Origin of the sequence: Chryseobacterium sp. G0201 (assembly GCF_003815655.1) — a bacterium.
In the GTDB taxonomy this organism is placed as follows: Bacteria; Bacteroidota; Bacteroidia; order Flavobacteriales; family Weeksellaceae; genus Chryseobacterium.
The window spans coordinates 498,480-517,385 of the sequence record NZ_CP033917.1 but is presented as its reverse complement, the minus strand read 5'-3'; the positions used below and the strand labels follow the sequence as shown (position 1 = coordinate 517,385).

General features: G+C 32.8%; 20 protein-coding genes and 1 other RNA gene. 11 read left to right on the top strand and 10 right to left on the bottom strand.

Annotated elements, in window-relative coordinates:
• Positions 1-45: 45 nt before the first annotated feature.
• The 4 genes from EG348_RS02295 to EG348_RS02280 are packed head-to-tail and all read right to left on the bottom strand — an operon-like array spanning position 46 to position 4,144.
• Positions 46-429, bottom strand: coding sequence for a tetratricopeptide repeat protein (locus EG348_RS02295; protein ID WP_123980312.1), 384 nt, complete (start codon positions 427-429; stop codon positions 46-48).
• Positions 430-467: 38 nt separating this feature from the next.
• Positions 468-1,310 carry a prolyl oligopeptidase family serine peptidase gene (locus EG348_RS02290; protein WP_123980310.1) on the bottom strand — a complete coding sequence of 281 codons (843 nt, stop codon included), beginning with the start codon at positions 1,308-1,310 and terminating at the stop codon, positions 468-470.
• Positions 1,311-1,334: 24 nt separating this feature from the next.
• On the bottom strand, positions 1,335-2,066 hold the full coding sequence (locus EG348_RS02285; protein WP_123980308.1) for a class I SAM-dependent methyltransferase: 732 nt from the start codon (positions 2,064-2,066) through the stop codon (positions 1,335-1,337).
• A gap of 59 nt (positions 2,067-2,125) precedes the next feature.
• Positions 2,126-4,144 (bottom strand): M3 family metallopeptidase, encoded by a 2,019-nt coding sequence (locus EG348_RS02280; RefSeq protein WP_123980306.1) that lies wholly within the window; start codon positions 4,142-4,144, stop codon positions 2,126-2,128.
• A 213-nt stretch (positions 4,145-4,357) separates the two neighbouring features.
• Here EG348_RS02280 and EG348_RS02275 point away from each other — a divergent pair, with 213 nt between their 5' ends.
• From EG348_RS02275 to rimM, 6 genes are all read left to right on the top strand, one after another.
• Positions 4,358-4,891: an SRPBCC family protein gene (locus tag EG348_RS02275; protein WP_228414823.1), complete on the top strand. Its 534-nt coding sequence runs from the start codon at positions 4,358-4,360 to the stop codon at positions 4,889-4,891.
• Positions 4,892-5,040: 149 nt separating this feature from the next.
• Positions 5,041-5,490: a hypothetical protein gene (locus tag EG348_RS02270; protein WP_123980304.1), complete on the top strand. Its 450-nt coding sequence runs from the start codon at positions 5,041-5,043 to the stop codon at positions 5,488-5,490.
• A 177-nt stretch (positions 5,491-5,667) separates the two neighbouring features.
• On the top strand, positions 5,668-6,177 hold the full coding sequence (locus EG348_RS02265) for a nitroreductase (protein WP_123980302.1): 510 nt from the start codon (positions 5,668-5,670) through the stop codon (positions 6,175-6,177).
• 1 nt (position 6,178) lies between these two features.
• Entirely contained in the window at positions 6,179-6,763 is a 585-nt protein-coding gene (locus tag EG348_RS02260) for a hypothetical protein (RefSeq protein WP_123980300.1), read from the top strand.
• Positions 6,764-6,870: 107 nt separating this feature from the next.
• Entirely contained in the window at positions 6,871-7,440 is a 570-nt protein-coding gene (locus EG348_RS02255) for a 30S ribosomal protein S16 (protein ID WP_123980298.1), read from the top strand.
• A gap of 10 nt (positions 7,441-7,450) precedes the next feature.
• The gene (gene rimM, locus EG348_RS02250) at positions 7,451-7,993 is read left to right on the top strand and encodes a ribosome maturation factor RimM (RefSeq protein WP_123980296.1); all 543 of its coding nucleotides are present in this window, start codon (positions 7,451-7,453) and stop codon (positions 7,991-7,993) included.
• Between the two features lie 76 nt (positions 7,994-8,069).
• Here rimM and EG348_RS02245 read toward each other — a convergent pair whose 3' ends face one another.
• The 3 genes from EG348_RS02245 to EG348_RS02235 form a co-directional block, all read right to left on the bottom strand.
• Positions 8,070-9,716, bottom strand: coding sequence for a serine hydrolase domain-containing protein (locus EG348_RS02245; protein WP_123980294.1), 1,647 nt, complete (start codon positions 9,714-9,716; stop codon positions 8,070-8,072).
• Positions 9,717-9,879: 163 nt separating this feature from the next.
• Positions 9,880-10,683, bottom strand: a complete 804-nt coding sequence (locus tag EG348_RS02240; RefSeq protein WP_123980292.1) for an AraC family transcriptional regulator — start codon at positions 10,681-10,683, stop codon at positions 9,880-9,882.
• Positions 10,680-11,606: an XRE family transcriptional regulator gene (locus EG348_RS02235; protein ID WP_123980290.1), complete on the bottom strand. Its 927-nt coding sequence runs from the start codon at positions 11,604-11,606 to the stop codon at positions 10,680-10,682. Before EG348_RS02235 ends, EG348_RS02240 begins: the two co-directional genes overlap by 4 nt.
• Positions 11,607-11,712: 106 nt before the next feature.
• Here EG348_RS02235 and EG348_RS02230 point away from each other — a divergent pair, with 106 nt between their 5' ends.
• From EG348_RS02230 to rpoN, 4 genes are all read left to right on the top strand, one after another.
• Positions 11,713-12,273: a hypothetical protein gene (locus EG348_RS02230; protein ID WP_123980288.1), complete on the top strand. Its 561-nt coding sequence runs from the start codon at positions 11,713-11,715 to the stop codon at positions 12,271-12,273.
• Position 12,274: 1 nt separating this feature from the next.
• Complete coding sequence (locus EG348_RS02225) at positions 12,275-12,874, top strand: CDP-alcohol phosphatidyltransferase family protein (protein WP_123980286.1); 600 nt, start codon at positions 12,275-12,277, stop codon at positions 12,872-12,874.
• Positions 12,875-13,011: 137 nt separating this feature from the next.
• Positions 13,012-14,460 (top strand): asparagine--tRNA ligase, encoded by a 1,449-nt coding sequence (gene asnS / locus EG348_RS02220; RefSeq protein WP_123980284.1) that lies wholly within the window; start codon positions 13,012-13,014, stop codon positions 14,458-14,460.
• Positions 14,461-14,619: 159 nt separating this feature from the next.
• On the top strand, positions 14,620-16,083 hold the full coding sequence (rpoN, locus tag EG348_RS02215) for an RNA polymerase factor sigma-54 (RefSeq protein ID WP_072407926.1): 1,464 nt from the start codon (positions 14,620-14,622) through the stop codon (positions 16,081-16,083).
• Between the two features lie 128 nt (positions 16,084-16,211).
• Here the strand turns inward: rpoN and EG348_RS02210 are convergent, their stop codons facing one another.
• The gene (locus EG348_RS02210; RefSeq protein WP_123980282.1) at positions 16,212-16,886 is read right to left on the bottom strand and encodes a beta-carotene 15,15'-monooxygenase; all 675 of its coding nucleotides are present in this window, start codon (positions 16,884-16,886) and stop codon (positions 16,212-16,214) included.
• The gene (locus tag EG348_RS02205; protein WP_123984999.1) at positions 16,879-17,370 is read right to left on the bottom strand and encodes an RNA polymerase sigma factor; all 492 of its coding nucleotides are present in this window, start codon (positions 17,368-17,370) and stop codon (positions 16,879-16,881) included. Before EG348_RS02205 ends, EG348_RS02210 begins: the two co-directional genes overlap by 8 nt.
• Positions 17,371-17,523: 153 nt before the next feature.
• Between EG348_RS02205 and rnpB the strand changes: the two genes are divergently transcribed.
• Positions 17,524-17,847, top strand: an RNA gene (rnpB, locus tag EG348_RS02200) — RNase P RNA component class A.
• Between the two features lie 94 nt (positions 17,848-17,941).
• Here the strand turns inward: rnpB and EG348_RS02195 are convergent.
• Positions 17,942-18,811 (bottom strand): PPK2 family polyphosphate kinase, encoded by an 870-nt coding sequence (locus EG348_RS02195; RefSeq protein ID WP_123980280.1) that lies wholly within the window; start codon positions 18,809-18,811, stop codon positions 17,942-17,944.
• Positions 18,812-18,906 lie beyond the last annotated feature (95 nt).

Here is an 18,906-nt window from a genome sequence, read left to right as displayed (position 1 = left end):
AATAGCTAGTAATATGATTTAAGAATTTTAAGTTTTAATATTTTCCTACTGAGAATTTGGATCAAAATACGCTTTAAAAGTCAACGGATCTTCCAATTTATCTTCAGCTGTTTCCAGGTATTCATGATATTCCTCTTGGTGCATTTCCATGTAAACCATGACGATAGCTAAGTTTATAAACAGGTTTTTGTCTTCAGAACCTAAATTTAATGCAGTCTTCAAGTAGTGTATAGCTTTTTCGTTTTCTCCCATGTCAGAATACACCGCTCCGATATTGATTAAAGCTGCTGTATTCTGAGGCTCTATAAGTAAGATTTCATCTAATTCTTTAACTAAAAGATCATTAATATCATCCCAGTGATCTTCATTTTCCCATCTTTTTGCCTGGAGTTTTTTTACGTTTTCTAGTCTTTGAGTGATGTTATTCATGATGTAAAATTACGGAATTGTCAATACTTATTTTTCTTTTATTTACGTTTTTCAAATAACCATTTCGGGATTTCATCTGTTATCAAAAATGGCATCACAATATTGTTATGATGAAGGTTGGTGAATGTTGTAAAGATCAAATTTTTATCGGAAGGAAGTTTTTTATACAATTCAACACTGCCTACATACGGATTTTCATCATCATTTTTGCCGTGAATTAGCCAGATATTTTTTTCTTTAATTTTATTAAGATTCGATAAATCTGGCACGGAAGCAACAGAAACAACGGCTGCAAATGTATTGGGACTCAAATTCATAAGATTTTGGGCAGTTGAACCTCCCATCGAATAACCAATCAGATAGATTCTGTTTTTATCAATATTGGGATATTCTTTTTCAAGATCATTGATCAGTTTCAATAAAGCAAAAACCTCGTTGGATGGTTTTGAAACTTGAATACCTTCTTTATTGATCTTATAATTGGAGGATCGTGTATTGAATTGTGGCGCTACAACATAACACGAAAATTTCTCATAAATTTCATCTCGCAACCATATTTTAGCAAAGGGCTCAAGCTGATTTTCATTATCGTTTCCGATTCTTGTAGAATTATGAAAGGTAATAACCAAAGGGTATTTTTGGGTTACGAGATTGTTTTTAGGCGTTAAAAATCTGTAGGGAATTTTAATGTCATTTTCTACGAATATTTTCTTTTGAAATTTAATGGTATTTAAGCTGTTTAATATTTTTCTATTGTTTAAAAAGGTAAGCGTATCAACTTCTGTCTCCCGAAATTCTTTCTTTTGTGCAAAAGCTTGATTGATGGTGAAACTTAATAAAAGGATTATTAAGTTTTGCTTGAGTTTTCTTTGAGGTATCATTTTTATTTAAGTGGGAATTGTTTGCTATTTTTCAACAGATATCAATAACATCATTGGTCTACGCAATTCATCTTTCATCTCTGAAATTTCTTTCAGCATTTCTTCACTCGGTTCCGGTTCAACAACTTCTTTGATTTTGAAACCTTGCTTTAAAAGACTATTCAGATAGGTTGTTAAAGTTCTGTGATATTTTACAACTTCTTCCCCTAAAAATGTGGTATTTCTTTTTCCTTCTATGAAATAATTATCAACAGGCCAATGCAGTTTTTCTCCATTTTCATTATAAGTCCAATCTTGATTTCCCTGTGCTGTAAAAACAGGATGCTCCACCGAAAATACAAAATGTCCGTTCGGTTTCAGCCATTTGTAAATATTTTGTGCCAATGTATCAAATGATTCGATATAATGGAATGTCAGAGAACTTAAAATAATATCAAATTTCTCATCAGGATAATCTACATTTTCAAGGGCTTTTCTTTCGTATTGAATGCCTTGCAGAGCATTGATTTCTCTCGCTTTTTCAAGCATCTTTTCTGAAAGGTCAATTCCAATAACGGATTTCGCACCTTTTTCAATGGCATATCTGCAATGCCAACCAAAGCCACAACCCAAATCAAGAACATCTTTTCCTGAAAAATCAGGCAACATTTTTTTTAAAGCAGGCCATTCTCCAGCTCCTTCCAATCCTTTTTGTGAACGAAGCATTTTTTCGTATTGTTCGAAAAAGGAGGTGTTGTCGTATTTGTTTTGTTGCATGATTTTTATTTTTAGTAAATAATTCTTCTATCTAATACAGAAACTTTGTCTCTATTATTTTACCCAAATGCCCTTTTCAACAAACTCTCCACTTTCGGCTCACTTCCTCTGAAATTCTTATACAATTCCATTGGATCTTTTGTTCCGCCGGAAGAAAGAAGAATTTTATATTTTGCGGCAATTTCAGGATTGAAAATTCCGTTTTCTTTAAAATATTGAAAAGCATCAGCATCCAAAACTTCCGCCCATTTGTAAGAATAATATCCCGCGGAATATCCACCTTGGAAAATATGTGAAAAACTCGGACTCATCGCGGTTTCAGGGTTTGCAGGATACAACTGTGTTGCTTTTGTGTAGTTATCCTCAAACTCTTTCACACTCTTACCCTCCAACTCTGCAACTTTAGTATGATAGTTCATATCCAAAATTCCAAAACCTAATTGTCTCATTGTCTGATAGCCTTCCATAAAGTTTTTTGAAAGTGCAATTTTCTCGATTTTTTCATCGGGAAGAATTTCACCTGTTTTGTAATGTTTCGCGAAAGTTTTTAAGAATTCAGGTTCGTAGCAGAAATTTTCCAGGAATTGAGACGGTAATTCCACAAAATCCCATTTTACAGAAGTTCCTGAAAGGGTAGGATATTGCGTATTTGCCAACATTCCGTGAAGAGCATGACCAAATTCATGGAATAAAGTCGTCACTTCTTGGAAAGTCAATAAACTCGGAGTATCTTTTGTCGGTTTGCTGAATTTACAAACGATAGAAATATGCGGACGAGAATTTTCACCGTCTTTTTTGTACTGATTTTTATAGCTCGTCATCCACGCTCCGGCTCTTTTGCCTTTTCTTGGGAAATAATCAACGTATAACAAGGATTTGTACTCGCCATTTTCTTTGACCTCATAGACTTTTACATCTTCATGATATTTCGGAATATCTTTTCTTTCTTCAAAAGTTAGCCCGAATAAGTTATTTGCCAATCCAAAAACCGCTTCCTGAACCTGATCTAATGGGAAATAAGGCTTTAATTCCTCATCATTTAGGTCATATTTTGCTTTACGAAGTTTTTCGGCGTAATAAGCATGGTCATAACCTTGTATTTCATCAATTCCATCAGCTTTTGCTAATGATTTTAATTCTTCAATCTCTTTTTCTGCGTAAGGTTTAGCTTTCGTCAATAATTCATTTAAAAAATCCAATACTTTTGTTGGAGATTTTGCCATTCTTTCTTCCAAAACATAGTCTGCATACGTTGAATAGCCTAATAATTCAGCTTTCTGCTGTTTTAACTGAAGAAGTTCTTTGATTAAATTTTGATTGTCAAATTCACCACCGTCAAAAGATTTTTTGCCGTTTGCCAATGCGATTTCTTTTCTCAATTCACGGTTTTCAGCATAGGTCATCAACGGAAGATAACTAGGATATTGTAACGTAATCACCCAACCTTCAAGCTCTCTTTCTTTTGCTTCTTCAGCATATTGTTCGATAATCGCTTCGGGTATTCCCGCCAAATCCTCTTTATTAGTAATATGTTTGAAATAATTATTGGTGGATGCCAATACATTTTGTCCGAATTGAAGAGACTTTAAAGATAAATCCATGCTGATCTTCTTCAATTTTTCCTTGTCTTCTTCATTTAATAAAGCACCGCTTCTCACAAAACCTTTGTAAGTTTCATTTAAAAGCATTTGTTGCTCTTCATTAAGATTGTATTTCTCCTTTTCATCGTAAACTTTTTTAATTTTATTGAAAAGATCTTCGTTTTGAGAAATTTTTGATGAATATTCTGTTAAGATCGGAGAAACTTCCTGAGCGATCTGTTGCAATTCATCACTTGTTTCTGCGGAATTTAAATTGAAAAATATATTAGAAACAGCATCCAATTGCTCTCCGGAATACGCCAAGGCTTCAATTACATTTTCAAAAGTCGGTTCTTCTGTATTGTTGACGATGGCATCAATTTCTTCTTCTGATTTTTGAATTAATTCTTTAAAAGCAGGAAGATAATCTTCATTTTTAATAGAATTAAATGGCGCTGAATGATATGGTGTGTTAAATTTTTCCGTTAAAATATTCATTTTTTGATTTTTTAATGATTGTAAATGTAATAATTCGTATTGATTTGAAGGTGGAATCTTCAAAAATAATGCCTCATTGACAAGGTATGACAAAAATGCTTTATCTTTAATAATCTTGTCATATGCAAAGTTGGGATATAGGTGTAATGATTAATTTTGACAACATATTTGAATTTAATGATGCTAAAAATTTAACCCTAAATATTTTAAACTATGAAAACAATCTTAAAAATTATTGGTGTAATTATTCTTTTAATTATCGGATATGCTGTAATCGCAATGCTCGCTTTTGGTAAAAATTATCATTATGAAAAATCCATGGTCATAAATGCTCCGAAAGAAAAAGTATGGCAGCAAATAAGTTCTATGAAGTCTTTTAATGAATGGAATCCTTGGATGAAATTAGATAAAAGCATGAAAGTAACGTATACCGGAAATTCTGGAGAAGTGGGAGACAAATACTGCTGGGATAGCAAAAATGATAATGCAGGAGCGGGTTGTCAGGAAATTAAAGGATTGGTTTTAAATGAAAAACAAAAAACGGAAATGATGTTTATAAAACCTTTTGAAGGACAAGCAACTTCCGAGATCGTTTTGTCTCCTGAGGGAAATGCTACAAAAGTACTCTGGACGATGGATACCGAGCAAGATCCTATGATGAAAATAATGAGACCAATGATGGATTATCAAATGGGAAAATCCTACGAAGAAGGTTTGAATAATTTGAAAGCTTTGGTAGAAAAATAAAAATATAGCCTTGTAGATTTTACAGGGCTTTTTTATGCATCTTTTTATAAAAAATCATTTGTAGTTATTTTGTTTATTTGAAGTTTTTAGAAATTCAAAAATAAAATATTATTCAAAAAAAATATTATCTTTATGTAAAGATTAGATGTATGGAGAAGACCGTATTTGAGAAAAATGCCATAAGAAACTTTGTGAAGACCGTCATTGCCGAAAAAATTGAAAAACTTAAAAATTTTATAGAATTTACTTTAGAAGCAAGCCGTGACATCAAAAAAACTCCGAAATATGATAGTATGAGGGAAGAAATGCAGGAGGAAATATACCAGATGCAGAGACAGCTTGCGGCTTTAAATGACCTTCAGCGAAATATGGCAAAAGTTTTAAATAATGCCACAGAAAGAGTGCAGTTAGGTTCGATTGTGATCACCAATAAAGCTCGTTTTTATATATCAGTTTCTCTGGGAGAATTTTTCTTCGAAGGTGACCGATTTTATGCTATTTCCTCAGAAAGTCCGATGGCGAAAAAAATGATGGGCATGAAACCCGGCGATGATTTTACCCTCAATAAAATTCATCAGGAAATTGTGGAAGTGTTATAGGAGTTATTTAGTTATAAATTATGAATTATGAATTATGAATTATGAATTATGAATTATGAATTATGAATTGTTTTGCATACTGTCATTCTGACGAAGGAAGAATCTAATTTTTTAAACTTATAACAAAACCAGTAACTCACAGCCGTCAACGATCAACTTTTTCGTAATTTTGCATCTATGAATAAAGCAGAAGTTTTAAAAGAAATCATAGAGCAAAGAAAAAGTATCTTTCCAAAAGATTACACTGAAACCGAAATATCTCAGGCAATCATCGATGAAATCCTGAATTCAGCGACATTTGCTCCCAATCACAAACGTACAAAACCTTGGCGTTTTAAAATTTTCAAAGGAGAAGAAAAAGCAAAATTAGCTTCCGAAATGCAGGCTATTTACAAAGCTTCTCAACCCGAACAGCTATTTTTAGAGAAAAAATATAATGACATTGGCTTTAAAATCAATAAAGCTGATGCTGTTGTTTCAATCATTGTAAATTTCAGCGGAATGGTTCCTGAATGGGAAGAGATCGCTGCTGTTTCTATGGCTGTTCAAAATATGTATCTGACTTGTACAGCAAATAATATCGGCTGTTACTGGAGTTCTCCTAAAATTGTAGATCAATTGAAAGATTCTTTGACCATTGAGGAAAACCAGAAGTGTTTAGGGCTTTTCTACATGGGAGCAGTTTAATATGAAAAATATTTACAAAAATTTTAATGAAGAAGATTTGATTGTCGCTTATCTCTATATGAATGAACATACAGGGAAAATCAACGAAGAAATGACTGAAGCAATTAATCAAAAATTTAATTATGATGAATTTGTAAATAAAGCAAATCAAAGAACATTATTAATAAAAGAAAAGGGCAGAATATCTTTTGAAGTCTATAAAATGGTGGAAAAAGGAGATGATTTACTTCTTATTATGGAAAATATTTCATCACAAATTCTCAACAATAAAGAGCTTGAAGAATTTGTTGTTGAGAAGTTTTATGGATTTTCTTCAGTAAAAGAAAATAATAAGATTGACCGAACAACTATTTATAAAAGCATTCTAGGTATTTTCATTTCATCTATTATTGGGCTTTTGTTTTTTTCTATATTTATTTTAGCTACAAAAATATTTTCAATTTTCTTACTTGTTCCTCTTTATATTGTTAATTATTTTGTAATTAGGATTATTACAGGGAAAACAAGGGATAATCTTATAGTATTTATAGCGGTCTTTCTTTCAGTGATAATTTCAACAGGATTGTTTTTTGTCTTAACTACTTAAAATAATTGTAAAATTATCCTATTTGCAAATCTCCGAATTGAAAAATTTGTTTATCTTTGCACTCTTAAATATTTAACTGGGACGAGTTCCCATAAAATTCAAACATTATGTCAGTAAAAATCAGATTACAAAGACACGGATCAAAAGGGAGACCTTTTTTCCACATCGTGGTTGCAGATGCTAGAGCTAGAAGAGATGGTAGATTCATCGAGAAACTAGGTACTTACAACCCAATTACTAACCCTGCGACTATCGATTTGAACGTTGATGCTGCTGTAAAGTGGTTAAACAACGGAGCTCAACCAACTGATACTGCAAGAGCTATTCTTTCTTACAAAGGAGCACTTTACAAAAAACACTTACAAGGTGGAGTTGCTAAAGGATCTTTTGACGAGGCTGAAGCTGAAAAAAGATTTGCTGCTTGGGTAGATGCTAAAGAACAAAAAGTACAAGGTAAAGTAGAAGGTTTAACTAAGGCTCAATCTGACGCTAAGAAAGCTGCTTTAGATGCTGAAGTTAAAGTAAACGAAGCTAGAGTTGCTGCTGCTGCACAAGTTATTGCTGATGCTAAAGCTGCTGAAGAGGCTGCTAACGCACCTGCTGAAGAAGTTGTTGCTGAAGCTACAGAAGGAGAAGCTCCTGCTGCTGAAACTACTGAAGAAAACACTGAAGCTTAAAAATCCCTGTATGCGTAAAGAAGATTGCTATTTACTAGGAAAAATCACACGCAGACATGGCCTTGCGGGTAATGTAATCCTTAAATTGGACACAGACCAGCCTGAGCTTTACAATAAACTGGAATCAATATTCGTTGAGATCAACGGATTATTGGTTCCTTTTTTTATTGCAAAATCATCTTGGAGCAAATTAGATGCTCTGAATCTTGCCTTTAAAAACTCTTCTGAGGCTTTAGTAGACCAATCTTTAGGGAAAAACGTTTACTTGCCATTGGCTACTTTGCCGAAACTTTCAGGGAAGCAGTTTTATTATCACGAGATCATCGGATATAATATTCTTGATGAAAATGATAATGACTGTGGGGTTATCAGATCTGTAAATGATCAGACCGCTCAGGTTTACTTCGTTACAAACTTAGACGGAAAAGAAGTTGTGGTCCCTATGATCAAAGACTGGATTCTGGAAGTAGATAGAGAAGAAAGAATCATCAAAATGCAACTTCCTGAAGGTCTTATCGATGTCTTTTTAGTTCCTTCTAAAAAATACGAATAATTTTTCACGAAAAAAAGATGAGAAGTTAATCAACTTTCATCTTTCCATATTTTTTTAATTACTCATTACCAATTATTTATTGCTCATAAACTGCGGGTAATATATACTCCTTTACTATTTTTTCAGATTGTGGATGGGCGTAAGATTTATTATAAGCTCTTGCTGTAATGACGATCACTAAAGGAATTTCTATGAACATAATGATTTTGTTTCCGCCGTTTCCACTACATTGATAGGCTTCAAAACTTTTGTTTCCAACTTTATATACTTTTCTCCAAAATAGATATCCGTAGCCTTCAAAGTCTTTATTGTCAGGGAAATAATTAGTGAATGATTTTTTGATCCAGGTTTTATCTATTAATTTTTTTCCATTCCATACTCCGTTATTTTTATACAGTTGTCCGAATTTTGCAAAGTTTAAGCTGTTCATTTTCAGGCCTCCTGCTAGCGATATTTTATGTTGTGGCGTATACTGCCATTTGTAATTATTGATTCCCAATGGTTTAAAAATCTTTTGATCAGCATATTTCTCCAATCCACCGGGGATATTTTTATCTAGAATATCACCTGTAACAACAACGCCAGCAGTGAAATAGCTCCAGTTTTTACCGATAGTATTTTCTGTCATGGGAACATCCAGTGTAAATTTCACCCAATTGTCGGTTGGGTACATGTTTTCCTCATTTCCGGGAGAATCTTCATTCTCATCGTTACCTTCAAAGGCGGAACTCATTGTAAATAAGCTTTTTATAGTAACATTGTCTTTGGAAGGAGAATAATTTTTGAATGATTTCAAGTCATAAAATTCACTAAGTTTTTGATCTTCATTTTTAAGATAGCCATCTTTTATGGCAATTCCAGTTAAAGCCGAAGCAAAAGATTTTCCGACTGAACGAGTGTCGTTTAAGCTGTCTCTTTCGTAATGATTAAAGTATTCCTCCAAAAGAAGTTTGTCATTTTTAATAACAACAATACTTGTAATATCTTTGAATCTGTTTTCGGCAATTTTTTGATTTAAAGCTCTGATTTTCTCGACATTAAATTGATCATTTGAGACTTTCCAACCGCTGTTTGGTTTAATAGATTGAATCGCAATCTGTCGTTCAGGAATATTCTTTTTAGGAATAATTAAATTGATCTCACCTTTTGCAATGATATTCCCAATTTTTACTGTTGAAGATTTTAGATAAGGTCTTATTTCGATTTTTAAAACATGATTTCCATCTCCCAAAGCATCAATTCCATTATTGGCAAGATAAAACCGACTCCACAAATATCTTCCCCAGGAATCTTCATTATTGGAACTTAACAAAGGAATTCTGAAGTTTGTTTTTAATTTTTTATTTTCGGCTGTTCCGGCACCTGTATTCAGGTTTTCGGTATAAATTAATTTTCCGTCAACATAAAAAGAGAACTGATAATTTCCTTTTTTTAGTAATTCATCAGTGGTAAGAGCTGGGTCAATTTCATGTAAATAATTAACCAAAGAATTATCCATAAAGACTCTGATATCAAGATCTTTATCTTCCTGCAAGGTCATGCTTTTTAAAAGGTCACTTTCTTTAAGATTTTCTAAGGCAATTACTTTGTCTAAAAAAAGAACTGTATTCAAATGATTTTTCTGAACAGAATTATCAATTTTCTCAGGAGTTACAAGATTTTTAGTTTGTCCAAAAGATAAATTAAATATCAACGACAGAATAAATATAGAGATTGGTTTCATTTCAATTTTAAATCTAAACAAAAATATGAAGGATAGTTTAGAAAAAATAGAATAAAATTAACGTTTGTGATTTTCCCGCAGATGACATAGATTTTATGTATAATTATTAATGTCAAAATTATGCGCAATCATCTGTGAAATCTGTGTGATCTATGTGAGGAAATTATTCCAAAATTTTTCGATATTTCAGCGGTGTCACTCCCATATTTTCCTTAAAGCATCGAATAAAATGACTTTGATCTGCAAAACCACATTCTAAAGCAATTTCAGTTAAAGATTTTTCGTTGGTAGGAAGAATGGATAACGATTTATTGATCTTTAATTTCCTGACGTAATCTCCAAGATTGCATTGAAAATATTTATTAAAATCTCTGCTGAGATGTATCGGATGGATATTTAAAGTGTTTGAAAGCCCTTTTAAATTCAGTTTTTCGGTATAAGTTTCATGCAATAATTCATCAATTTGTTTTACCCAAATTGGTTTCTTTTCAGAAAGTGTTTTTTTGGAAGATAATTCATTAAAAATAGTTAATAAAAGCTCTTGCGTCGAGGCTTCCGACTCAATGTCATTGATTTTACTTTCTTTAAATATTTTGTACATCGACAACTTTAATTCAGGATTTTTAATATTAAAACTTCCTTCAATATTATCTTTTGAAACGTTGAGACTCTCAAACCACTCTCTGGGGATTTCAATATGGAAACCTCTTGTAAAACCGTCCGGTTTTATGTTATAATGAGGATCCTCCCAATGATGATAGAGCAAAGTTCCTGCTGAACATTCATAGATTTCCTTTTTGTTTCCTTCGATCACATTTCCCTGAAGAATAAAGGTGAAATAAGCGTTCTCATGATAATGCCAATCGACGTAAGGATGAGTGTATTCCGTATCGGTAATAATCAACCCGTCAAAGTCGAGGGTTTCATTTGTTTGTCCGAAAAATTGTCCGTTACGGAGTGTATTCATAATTTTAGCTTTAAATTTTCAATCTGCTCATACATTTTATTGAAGAATATTTTTCTGTCACGACTTCCGGAAGTAGCCATCGATTTTGAATTTTTTATCTGATGTTCAAAATAATTTAATGTTTCACCACAGGTTTTAGCATCATTAATCAAAATATATCCAAACATATTGGTTGGTATAGCAAAAAGCGACTGCTTGGGATGATGAAAAAAAATGTCATTGGAAAGATGCATCAATTCATTTTCATACAAATGAAATTTTGGATTGTTTTCCGTTTTTTGTTCAATATATTCAATCAATTCTTTGAGCTCATCCAAAATAACCTTCGCTTCATTTTTTTGTAAAAGTCCGGTATCATAATAAAAAGAGATCTGCTGTAAAATGCTGGAAATTGTCATATTATTCCATAATTCTACTACATTTTGTTCCTCATATTTCTTTTTTAATTCTTTTGTATTTGTCTCAAACGAAGGCGGTGAAAACTTTAGAAATGGCATGAAAACCTGTTTTGCATTCAACAAATTCATCCAGACATAAATTTTGAAACGGGAAAGCAAAGTGTCTGAAAGTGTATAAAAAAACGGAATATCCTTCGCTGAATAATAAATCGTTATTCCATCAGAAAGTGGCAGATTTTCAAAAACACTGAGATTATTTTGAAAAAAAGACTGTAAATCCTCCGTTTCAGTTACTCCCGAAGTTTTTTGTACTACGATTTGATGATCTGAAGTGATGAATTGATTCAATGAAATCTGATAATGTTTTGCCAATTCCAAAGCCTCCTCAAAACTGAATTTTGCCTTCAATGAAGTTCTTCTGTGTGCTGCATCATAGCTTATATTAAGAATATTGGCGATCTCGTCATTCAAAGATTTATCTCCAATTTTCTTACGTATTTCTTTAAGCAAACGTTCCTGATGCATTGTTTTGTGATTTTCACAAATGTACTCTTTTATTTTAATTTTTTTTCACATTCAGATTTATGTTTTCTGCTGATACTTTTGAAGTATAATTTAAAAATAATGAGTTATGAAAAATATATTTTTTTACTTAATTGTTTTCTTGTTTACTATGAGTTGTGCAGGATTTAAAAATGTAGATCATAGTACTGCTGGGCTTAATGAAAATAATTTGAACAAGATAGAAGGGACTTATAATAACCTTCCTTCTTCTGGAAGTGGCTTCTATGTTGGAAGGCTTAATGAGGTTTTTGATAGAAACTTAGAAATGTACAATGTTAATAAAACAACTGAAAAGTATGATAATAAAAATGTAAATCTGAAATTAAGAATCGTCAATCAGCATACATTGAATGTTAAAATATATGAAGCTGAAAATTTACTATTTGATCAGGATTTGAAAGTTCAATTAAAAAAAGACGGTTTTCTTTATTTAAAAGAAAAAAGATTTATGCTTGACGGAATTCCATTGATTTTGGGTGGCTGGAATATTCAGAAGTCTCGTTTTACAATTGATCAAAACAATCATTTAAAAGTACAATCAAATTACTTTTTCTGTAACGGAATACTGATCGTTATGAGTGATTGGAAAACACTTCATTATGATTTAACTTTTGAAAAAATACAATAACATGAAAACAATACCTTATATCTTAATCGCTATCAGATTCATTCTAGCGCCCATTATTACTTCTTTAGCCTATTTTAAAGGAGAAGAATCAAAGTTTTTAATTCTCATATTAATGTACTTTGGATTATTAACAGATATTTTTGATGGAATTATCGCAAGAAAAGTTGGTGTTTCATCCGAAAAATTAAGAAGGTTAGACAGTCAGACCGATTTGGTTTTCTGGTTGTCATTAGGTTTTGCTTCGTATTTTCTTAATCCTGAATTAATTAAAACCGAATGGTTAAGCATTCTTTTAATTTTTATCATGGAAGCACTCTGTTACATCATAAGCATTTGGAAATTCGGAAAAGAAACCTGTACTCATGCATTTTTATCGAAAATGTGGGGACTTAGCTTGTTGATCGCTTTTACGTATTTAATAGGATTTCAAGAAGCGGGCTGGGCATTTTATCTCACAATTGTGTTGGGACTTGTTTCTCATATTGATGTTATTTTAATTGTTTTAATCCTTCCAAAATGGCAATTTGATATTCCAAGTTCTTATCACGCCTGGAAAATTAGAAATGGGAAGCAGAGGAAAAAAACGATATTCTTTAATTAAATAATATTCAAAGCATAGTTTTTAGTTAAATAATTGATAAATGATTTTTTTTAAAAAGACAGCGTAATATTCAAGTTGCGCTGTTTTTTTGTAACTTTGCGGACGTTAATTTTTATATAAAAATTTATAGTCAACAAATGAAAAAGCAAACAATTAAAGAAATCCTACAGGATTACAAAAAGGTATTACATCATGACATTACAGTTTACGGTTGGGTAAGAACTTTCCGTGCGAATCGCTTTATTGCACTTAATGATGGTTCTACGATTAATAATTTGCAGATAGTTGTTGATTTCGAAAATTTTGACGAAGAAATTATCAGTAAAATCAGTACGGCATCTTCTTTAAAAATTGTTGGTGAAGTTGTAGAGAGCCAAGGAGCAGGGCAAGCGGTGGAAATTGTAGCTAAAAAGATTATCATTTTAGGGGATAACTTCACAGAAGAAAGAGACAAAACCATTCTTCAGCCTAAAAAACACTCATTAGAAACATTGAGAGATCAGGCGCATTTGAGATTCAGAACTAATTTATTTGGTGCTGTTTTCAGAGTACGTCACGCAGTGAGTTTTGCGGTGCATTCTTTCTTTAACAAAAACCAATTCTTTTATATCAATACACCTGTAATCACAGGAGCTGATGCAGAAGGAGCTGGAGAAATGTTTGGGGTAACCAACTTTGATCTTAATAATATTCCAAGAGACGAACAGGGAGATATTGATTTCGCTCAGGATTTCTTTGGTAAAAAAACAAATTTAACGGTTTCTGGTCAACTTGAAGGAGAAACTGCAGCAATGGGATTGGGAAGAATTTATACTTTCGGACCTACTTTCCGTGCTGAAAACTCAAACACAACGCGTCACCTTGCAGAATTCTGGATGGTTGAGCCGGAAGTTGCCTTCAACAACCTTGAAGATAACATCGACTTAGCAGAAGATTTCTTGAAATATGTTATTCAATATGTTTTAGATAACTGTAAAGATGATCTTGACTTCCTAGACAAGCGTTTTGCCGAAGAACAGAAATCAAAACCGGAAAAAGACAGAGCAAAAGAAGGTCTTATTGAAAAATTAGAAAATGTTATTGCTAAGCGTTTCAAACGTGTAAGTTATACAGAAGCTATTGAGATCTTAATGAACTCAAAAGAAAATAAGAAAGGGAAGTTCCAGTATCCGGTTGAAAATTGGGGAACTGATCTTCAATCTGAGCACGAAAGATTTTTAGTTGAAAAACACTTCGAGTGCCCTGTAGTTTTATTTGATTATCCAAAAGATATCAAAGCATTCTACATGAAGCTGAATGATGATAACAAAACCGTTGCTGCAATGGACGTTCTTTTCCCGGGAATCGGAGAAATTATCGGAGGTTCAGAAAGAGAAGCGAGATTAGATGTATTAAAACAAAAAATGGCAGAAATGCATGTAGATGAGCACGAACTTTGGTGGTATTTAGATACCAGAAAATTCGGTTCTGTTCCGCATGCAGGGTTTGGATTAGGATTGGAAAGACTGGTTCTTTTCGTAACAGGGATGACCAACATCAGAGATGTGATTCCTTTCCCGAGAACACCGAAAAATGCTGAATTTTAGATAAATAAAAAAGCCTTAAAGTAAAATTTAAGGCTTTTTTTATTTTTAAATAGCTTATTAGGTACCACATGTAATGCAAAAATCGTGCTAAATGCTTTTTTTGTCGAATAAATTTATTTAAATTCGTAGAATATGTTATGTTAAAACACAAATACTAATATGCTTAGACAACACTTACAACTCAAATTAGGACAGAAGTTAGCGCCTCAGCAGATTCAGTTGATGAAGCTTATTCAGCTTCATACATTGGAGTTTGAAGAGGAATTGGAGAGAGAGTTAGAGGAAAATCCAGCGTTGGAAATCGCTAAAGAAGAATCTAAGGAAGATGATTATGCTTCTTTGGAGGACGCTTATGAAAATGAGGGTACGGAAAGCATTGAAACTGATTTTGATGTTAACGATTATCTTTACGATGATGAGCCTACTTATAAAACAGCTTCAAGCAACTATTCTGCAGATGATGAAGAATTTGATAACGAAAGCCTTTTAACGGAAGGCCAGTCTTTATATGATTATTTATTGGAGCAGATTCATCTTGCCAATATTAATGAAGAAGACGTAAAAATTGCCGAATATATTATCGGAAACCTAGATACAGACGGATATTTAAGACGAGAGATCAAAGCAATTGTGGACGATCTTGCCTTTTCTCAGGGTATTTATACAACCAAAGAGAAAGTGGATGATGTTCTTGAAAACTACGTTCAGAAATTAGATCCGCCTGGTGTTGGGGCAAGAGGTTTGCAGGAATGTTTATTGTTGCAGATCGAGAAAAAAGTAAGCTCTGATAAAGCGGTTTCTTTGGCAGCCAATATTTTGAGACATCAGTTCGATGCCTTGACGAATAAACACTACAACAAAATCATTCAGAAATATGATATTGATGAAGAGGATTTAAAGGATGCATTGGAAGAGATTTCCAAGTTATCTCCAAAAGTAGGAGGGAATTTTGATACTCAGACGATTACGATCAATCAGGAAATTATTCCAGATTTTGTCATTCAGGTGAAGGATGGAATGGTTATCCCAATGTTGAACAGTAAAAATGCTCCAACTTTAAGAGTTTCTGAAGAATATAAAGATATTTTAACAACGTATTCTCACGATAAAAACTCTTCTGAGCATAAGCAGGCAGCTTTATTTATCAAACAAAAGCTAGATGCTGCAAAATGGTATATTGATGCGATCAATCAACGTCAGAATACCTTATTACAGACTATTACGGCTATCGTTAAATTCCAGAAAGATTATTTCATTACCGGAGACGAAAAGTCTTTGAGACCAATGATTCTAAAGGATATTGCCGATATTACAGGTTTTGATATTTCTACCATTTCAAGAGTGGTAAAAAGCAAATATGCAGATACTTCCAACGGTATTCTGTATCTTAAAGATCTATTCTCGGATAGTTTAACGAATGATGATGGAGAAGAAGTTTCAACAAAAGAGATTAAAAATCATCTTCAGGAGGTGATCAGCAAAGAGAATAAAAGAAAACCTCTTACCGATGATGCTTTAGTTGTTATCTTAAAAGAACAAGGCTATAATATTGCAAGAAGAACCATTGCAAAATACAGAGAACAGCTGAATATTCCTGTTGCCAGATTAAGAAAAGAATTATAAAATTCTATAGAATATATAAAATGCTCAGATTTTTCTGAGCATTTTTTTGTTTAAATAACTAAAGTTTGTATTAAACAAAAAAGCATTTCAAATTGAAATGCTTTTTTTATTTATAAGTGTAAAAAATATTAATCTTGCTCAGAATCAATATCTTTTAATTGTTTTAAATTTTTATCGAGCTTCCTCATGATGATTCCGTAAACCAATCTGTAGTATAGCCAGATCAGCAGTACGCAAAGTCCGGTACTCAAGGTAATTCCAATGACGAAAATAGTAACAGCCGAATTAGCAGGCTCAATATTTTGAGAATTTAAAGCATAAAATACAAAAACGGTGAAAATTGAAGTGAATGCAACCAATAAAAGAATGCTTATCAGAATAAATGCATTAACGGTTTTTTTAAATTTAATAATTCTGGTAATGAGACCTTTCAGGTTTTCTTCGATCTTTATCTTACGGTAATTCTGATAAAATTTATAAACGAAATAAGCTGTAACTAATAAGCTTAATATTTTTAAGCCTAAATAAATATTATCAAAATTATTTTCTACTTCAGGTGTTTTTTTTGCCCCTAATTTTTCTAAAACATTTAAAAAACCATTAGTTTCTTCTCCCTGAAAGAAGTAAAATAATCCCATCACAGAAAAAAGTAAAAATTCGAAAACACTGATCCAGAAAATATACTTCACATAATTACGTGATTTTCTGTTCAACATCTTAAGGATCTCGTTATTGTCGTATTTCTGCTGAACAGGTTGTTCCTGCCATGTTTTCTTAAAGCTGTCTAAATCAAATTCAGGCATATTTTTCCATCTGTTCTTTAAGGGTTTTCTTTAATCTGTTCATTTTCACACGCGCATTTACTTCGGTAATCCCGAGGTTTTCTGCAATATCCTTGTAAGGCAAATCATCCAGATACATAGTAACAATCGCTCTTTCCACATTGGGAAGCGTCTTTATTACTGTATACAAAAGTGATACCTGTTGATGTTTATCATCATCATCTTCGATAAAATCTCTGTGATTGATGTCTAATTCATTAGTAGGCAGACTTTTGCTTTTTTTTCTGAAAAGGGTAATAGCTGTATTCAGGGCTACACGATACATCCAGGTAGAAATTTTAGAATTTCCTTTAAAAGAATCATAGCTTCTCCAAAGCTGTAAAACAATCTCCTGGAAAAGATCCTCCTCATCTTCCAGAGAGTTCGTATAAAGACGCGAAACCTTGATAATCAAGCCCTGATTATCTTTTATCAATTGCGCAAATTCTTTTTCTCTGGATATCAAAATGGATGTGTAATAATTCACGAAGATAATAATAATGTAGGAATTGTTGAAGGTTATAAAGTATAAATTATGAGTTATAAGTTTTTAGTGAAGATTTGTAAGACTCATAACTTATAACTTTCAACTCATAACTAATTTGTATCTTTGCAGCCACGAGAAAGTCGGCTTGTTGATTCTTATTTCGGTAAGGGTAGGAAAGTCCGGACACCATAGAGCAGCAAAGCGGATAACATCCGTCACCCGTGAGGGTAGGACAAGTGCAACAGAAAGTATGTACAGTTCGGCTGTAGTGAAACCAGGTAAACTCTTTGCGGTGCAATGGTAAGTATATCGGTTCTTTTCAGTAATGGAAATAGGAGCGGCTCGCTCTGAAAGCCGAGGGGTAATCAGCTCAAGTTTTGCAGTAATGTACGACGTAGATAAATAACAGGCACTTCTTCGGAAGTACAAAATCCGGCTTATAGATTTTCTCGTGATTTTTTTAAAGACGAAAGTTAGGGGCTCGAATATGGAGGTTTAAAATTATTGCGTTAAAAACATCCATCTTCAAGCTCCCATCTTCCATCAAAATTTATTCACTCTCCAATTGCTTTTTCGCTTCTTGCAAACCTGCTTTGTCTTCCTTTGAAAGCTGAGGAAATTTCAAATCCATTTTTTCTAAAGTATCGATAATGATCTGTATCGCAGCTACTCTTGCAAACCATTTATTATCTGCGGGAAGCACATACCAAGGCGCTAGATCTTTATTGGTTTCGTTGATAGCCGTTTCATAATTTTCCATGTATTTATCAAATAACGCTCTTTCCGGAAGGTCGGCTCCTGAGAATTTCCAGTTTTTTTCCTGCTCGTCGATTCTGTCTATAAGTCTTTTCTTTTGTTCGTCTTTAGAAACATTTAAAAATATTTTAACGATGGTTGTTCCGTTTTGAGCAAGATGTTTCTCGAAATTTCTGATGCTTTCATACCTGTTTGCCCAGAATTTATCATCAAAATCTTTCACAGAATCCCATGTTTTTTCGCTTAAATTATATTCAGGATGAACTTTACAAACTAAAACACTTTCATAATGCGAACGGTTAAAGATCCCGATCATCCCTTTTTGAGGAAGAGCCAAATAATGTCTCCACAAAAAATCATGTGAATATTCTTTTGAACTTGGTGTTTTAAAGCTTGTCACATTACAACCTTGAGGATTCACTCCCCCGAAAACATGTTCAATTAAGCTGTCTTTTCCGGCTGCATCCATTGCCTGAAGTACTACCAAAAGAGACTTGCTTCCGTCTGCATATAATTTTTCCTGAAGCTCACGAAGCTTTTCTTTTTCCTCAATTAATAATTGTACTCCCTCTTCTTTAGTCAGTTTTCCTTTATATTCTGTTGAAGTTTTTTTTATTGAAAATTTTCCTTTTACCAGGAAGTCGTCTGAGAAATTGGTGTCCATATTTTTTATAGTTATTAAAAGATTAAATTACATCTAAATTCCGCTTGAGTCGTAATCTATCAACTCAAAACAATCAACCATCAACTAAGCTTAAT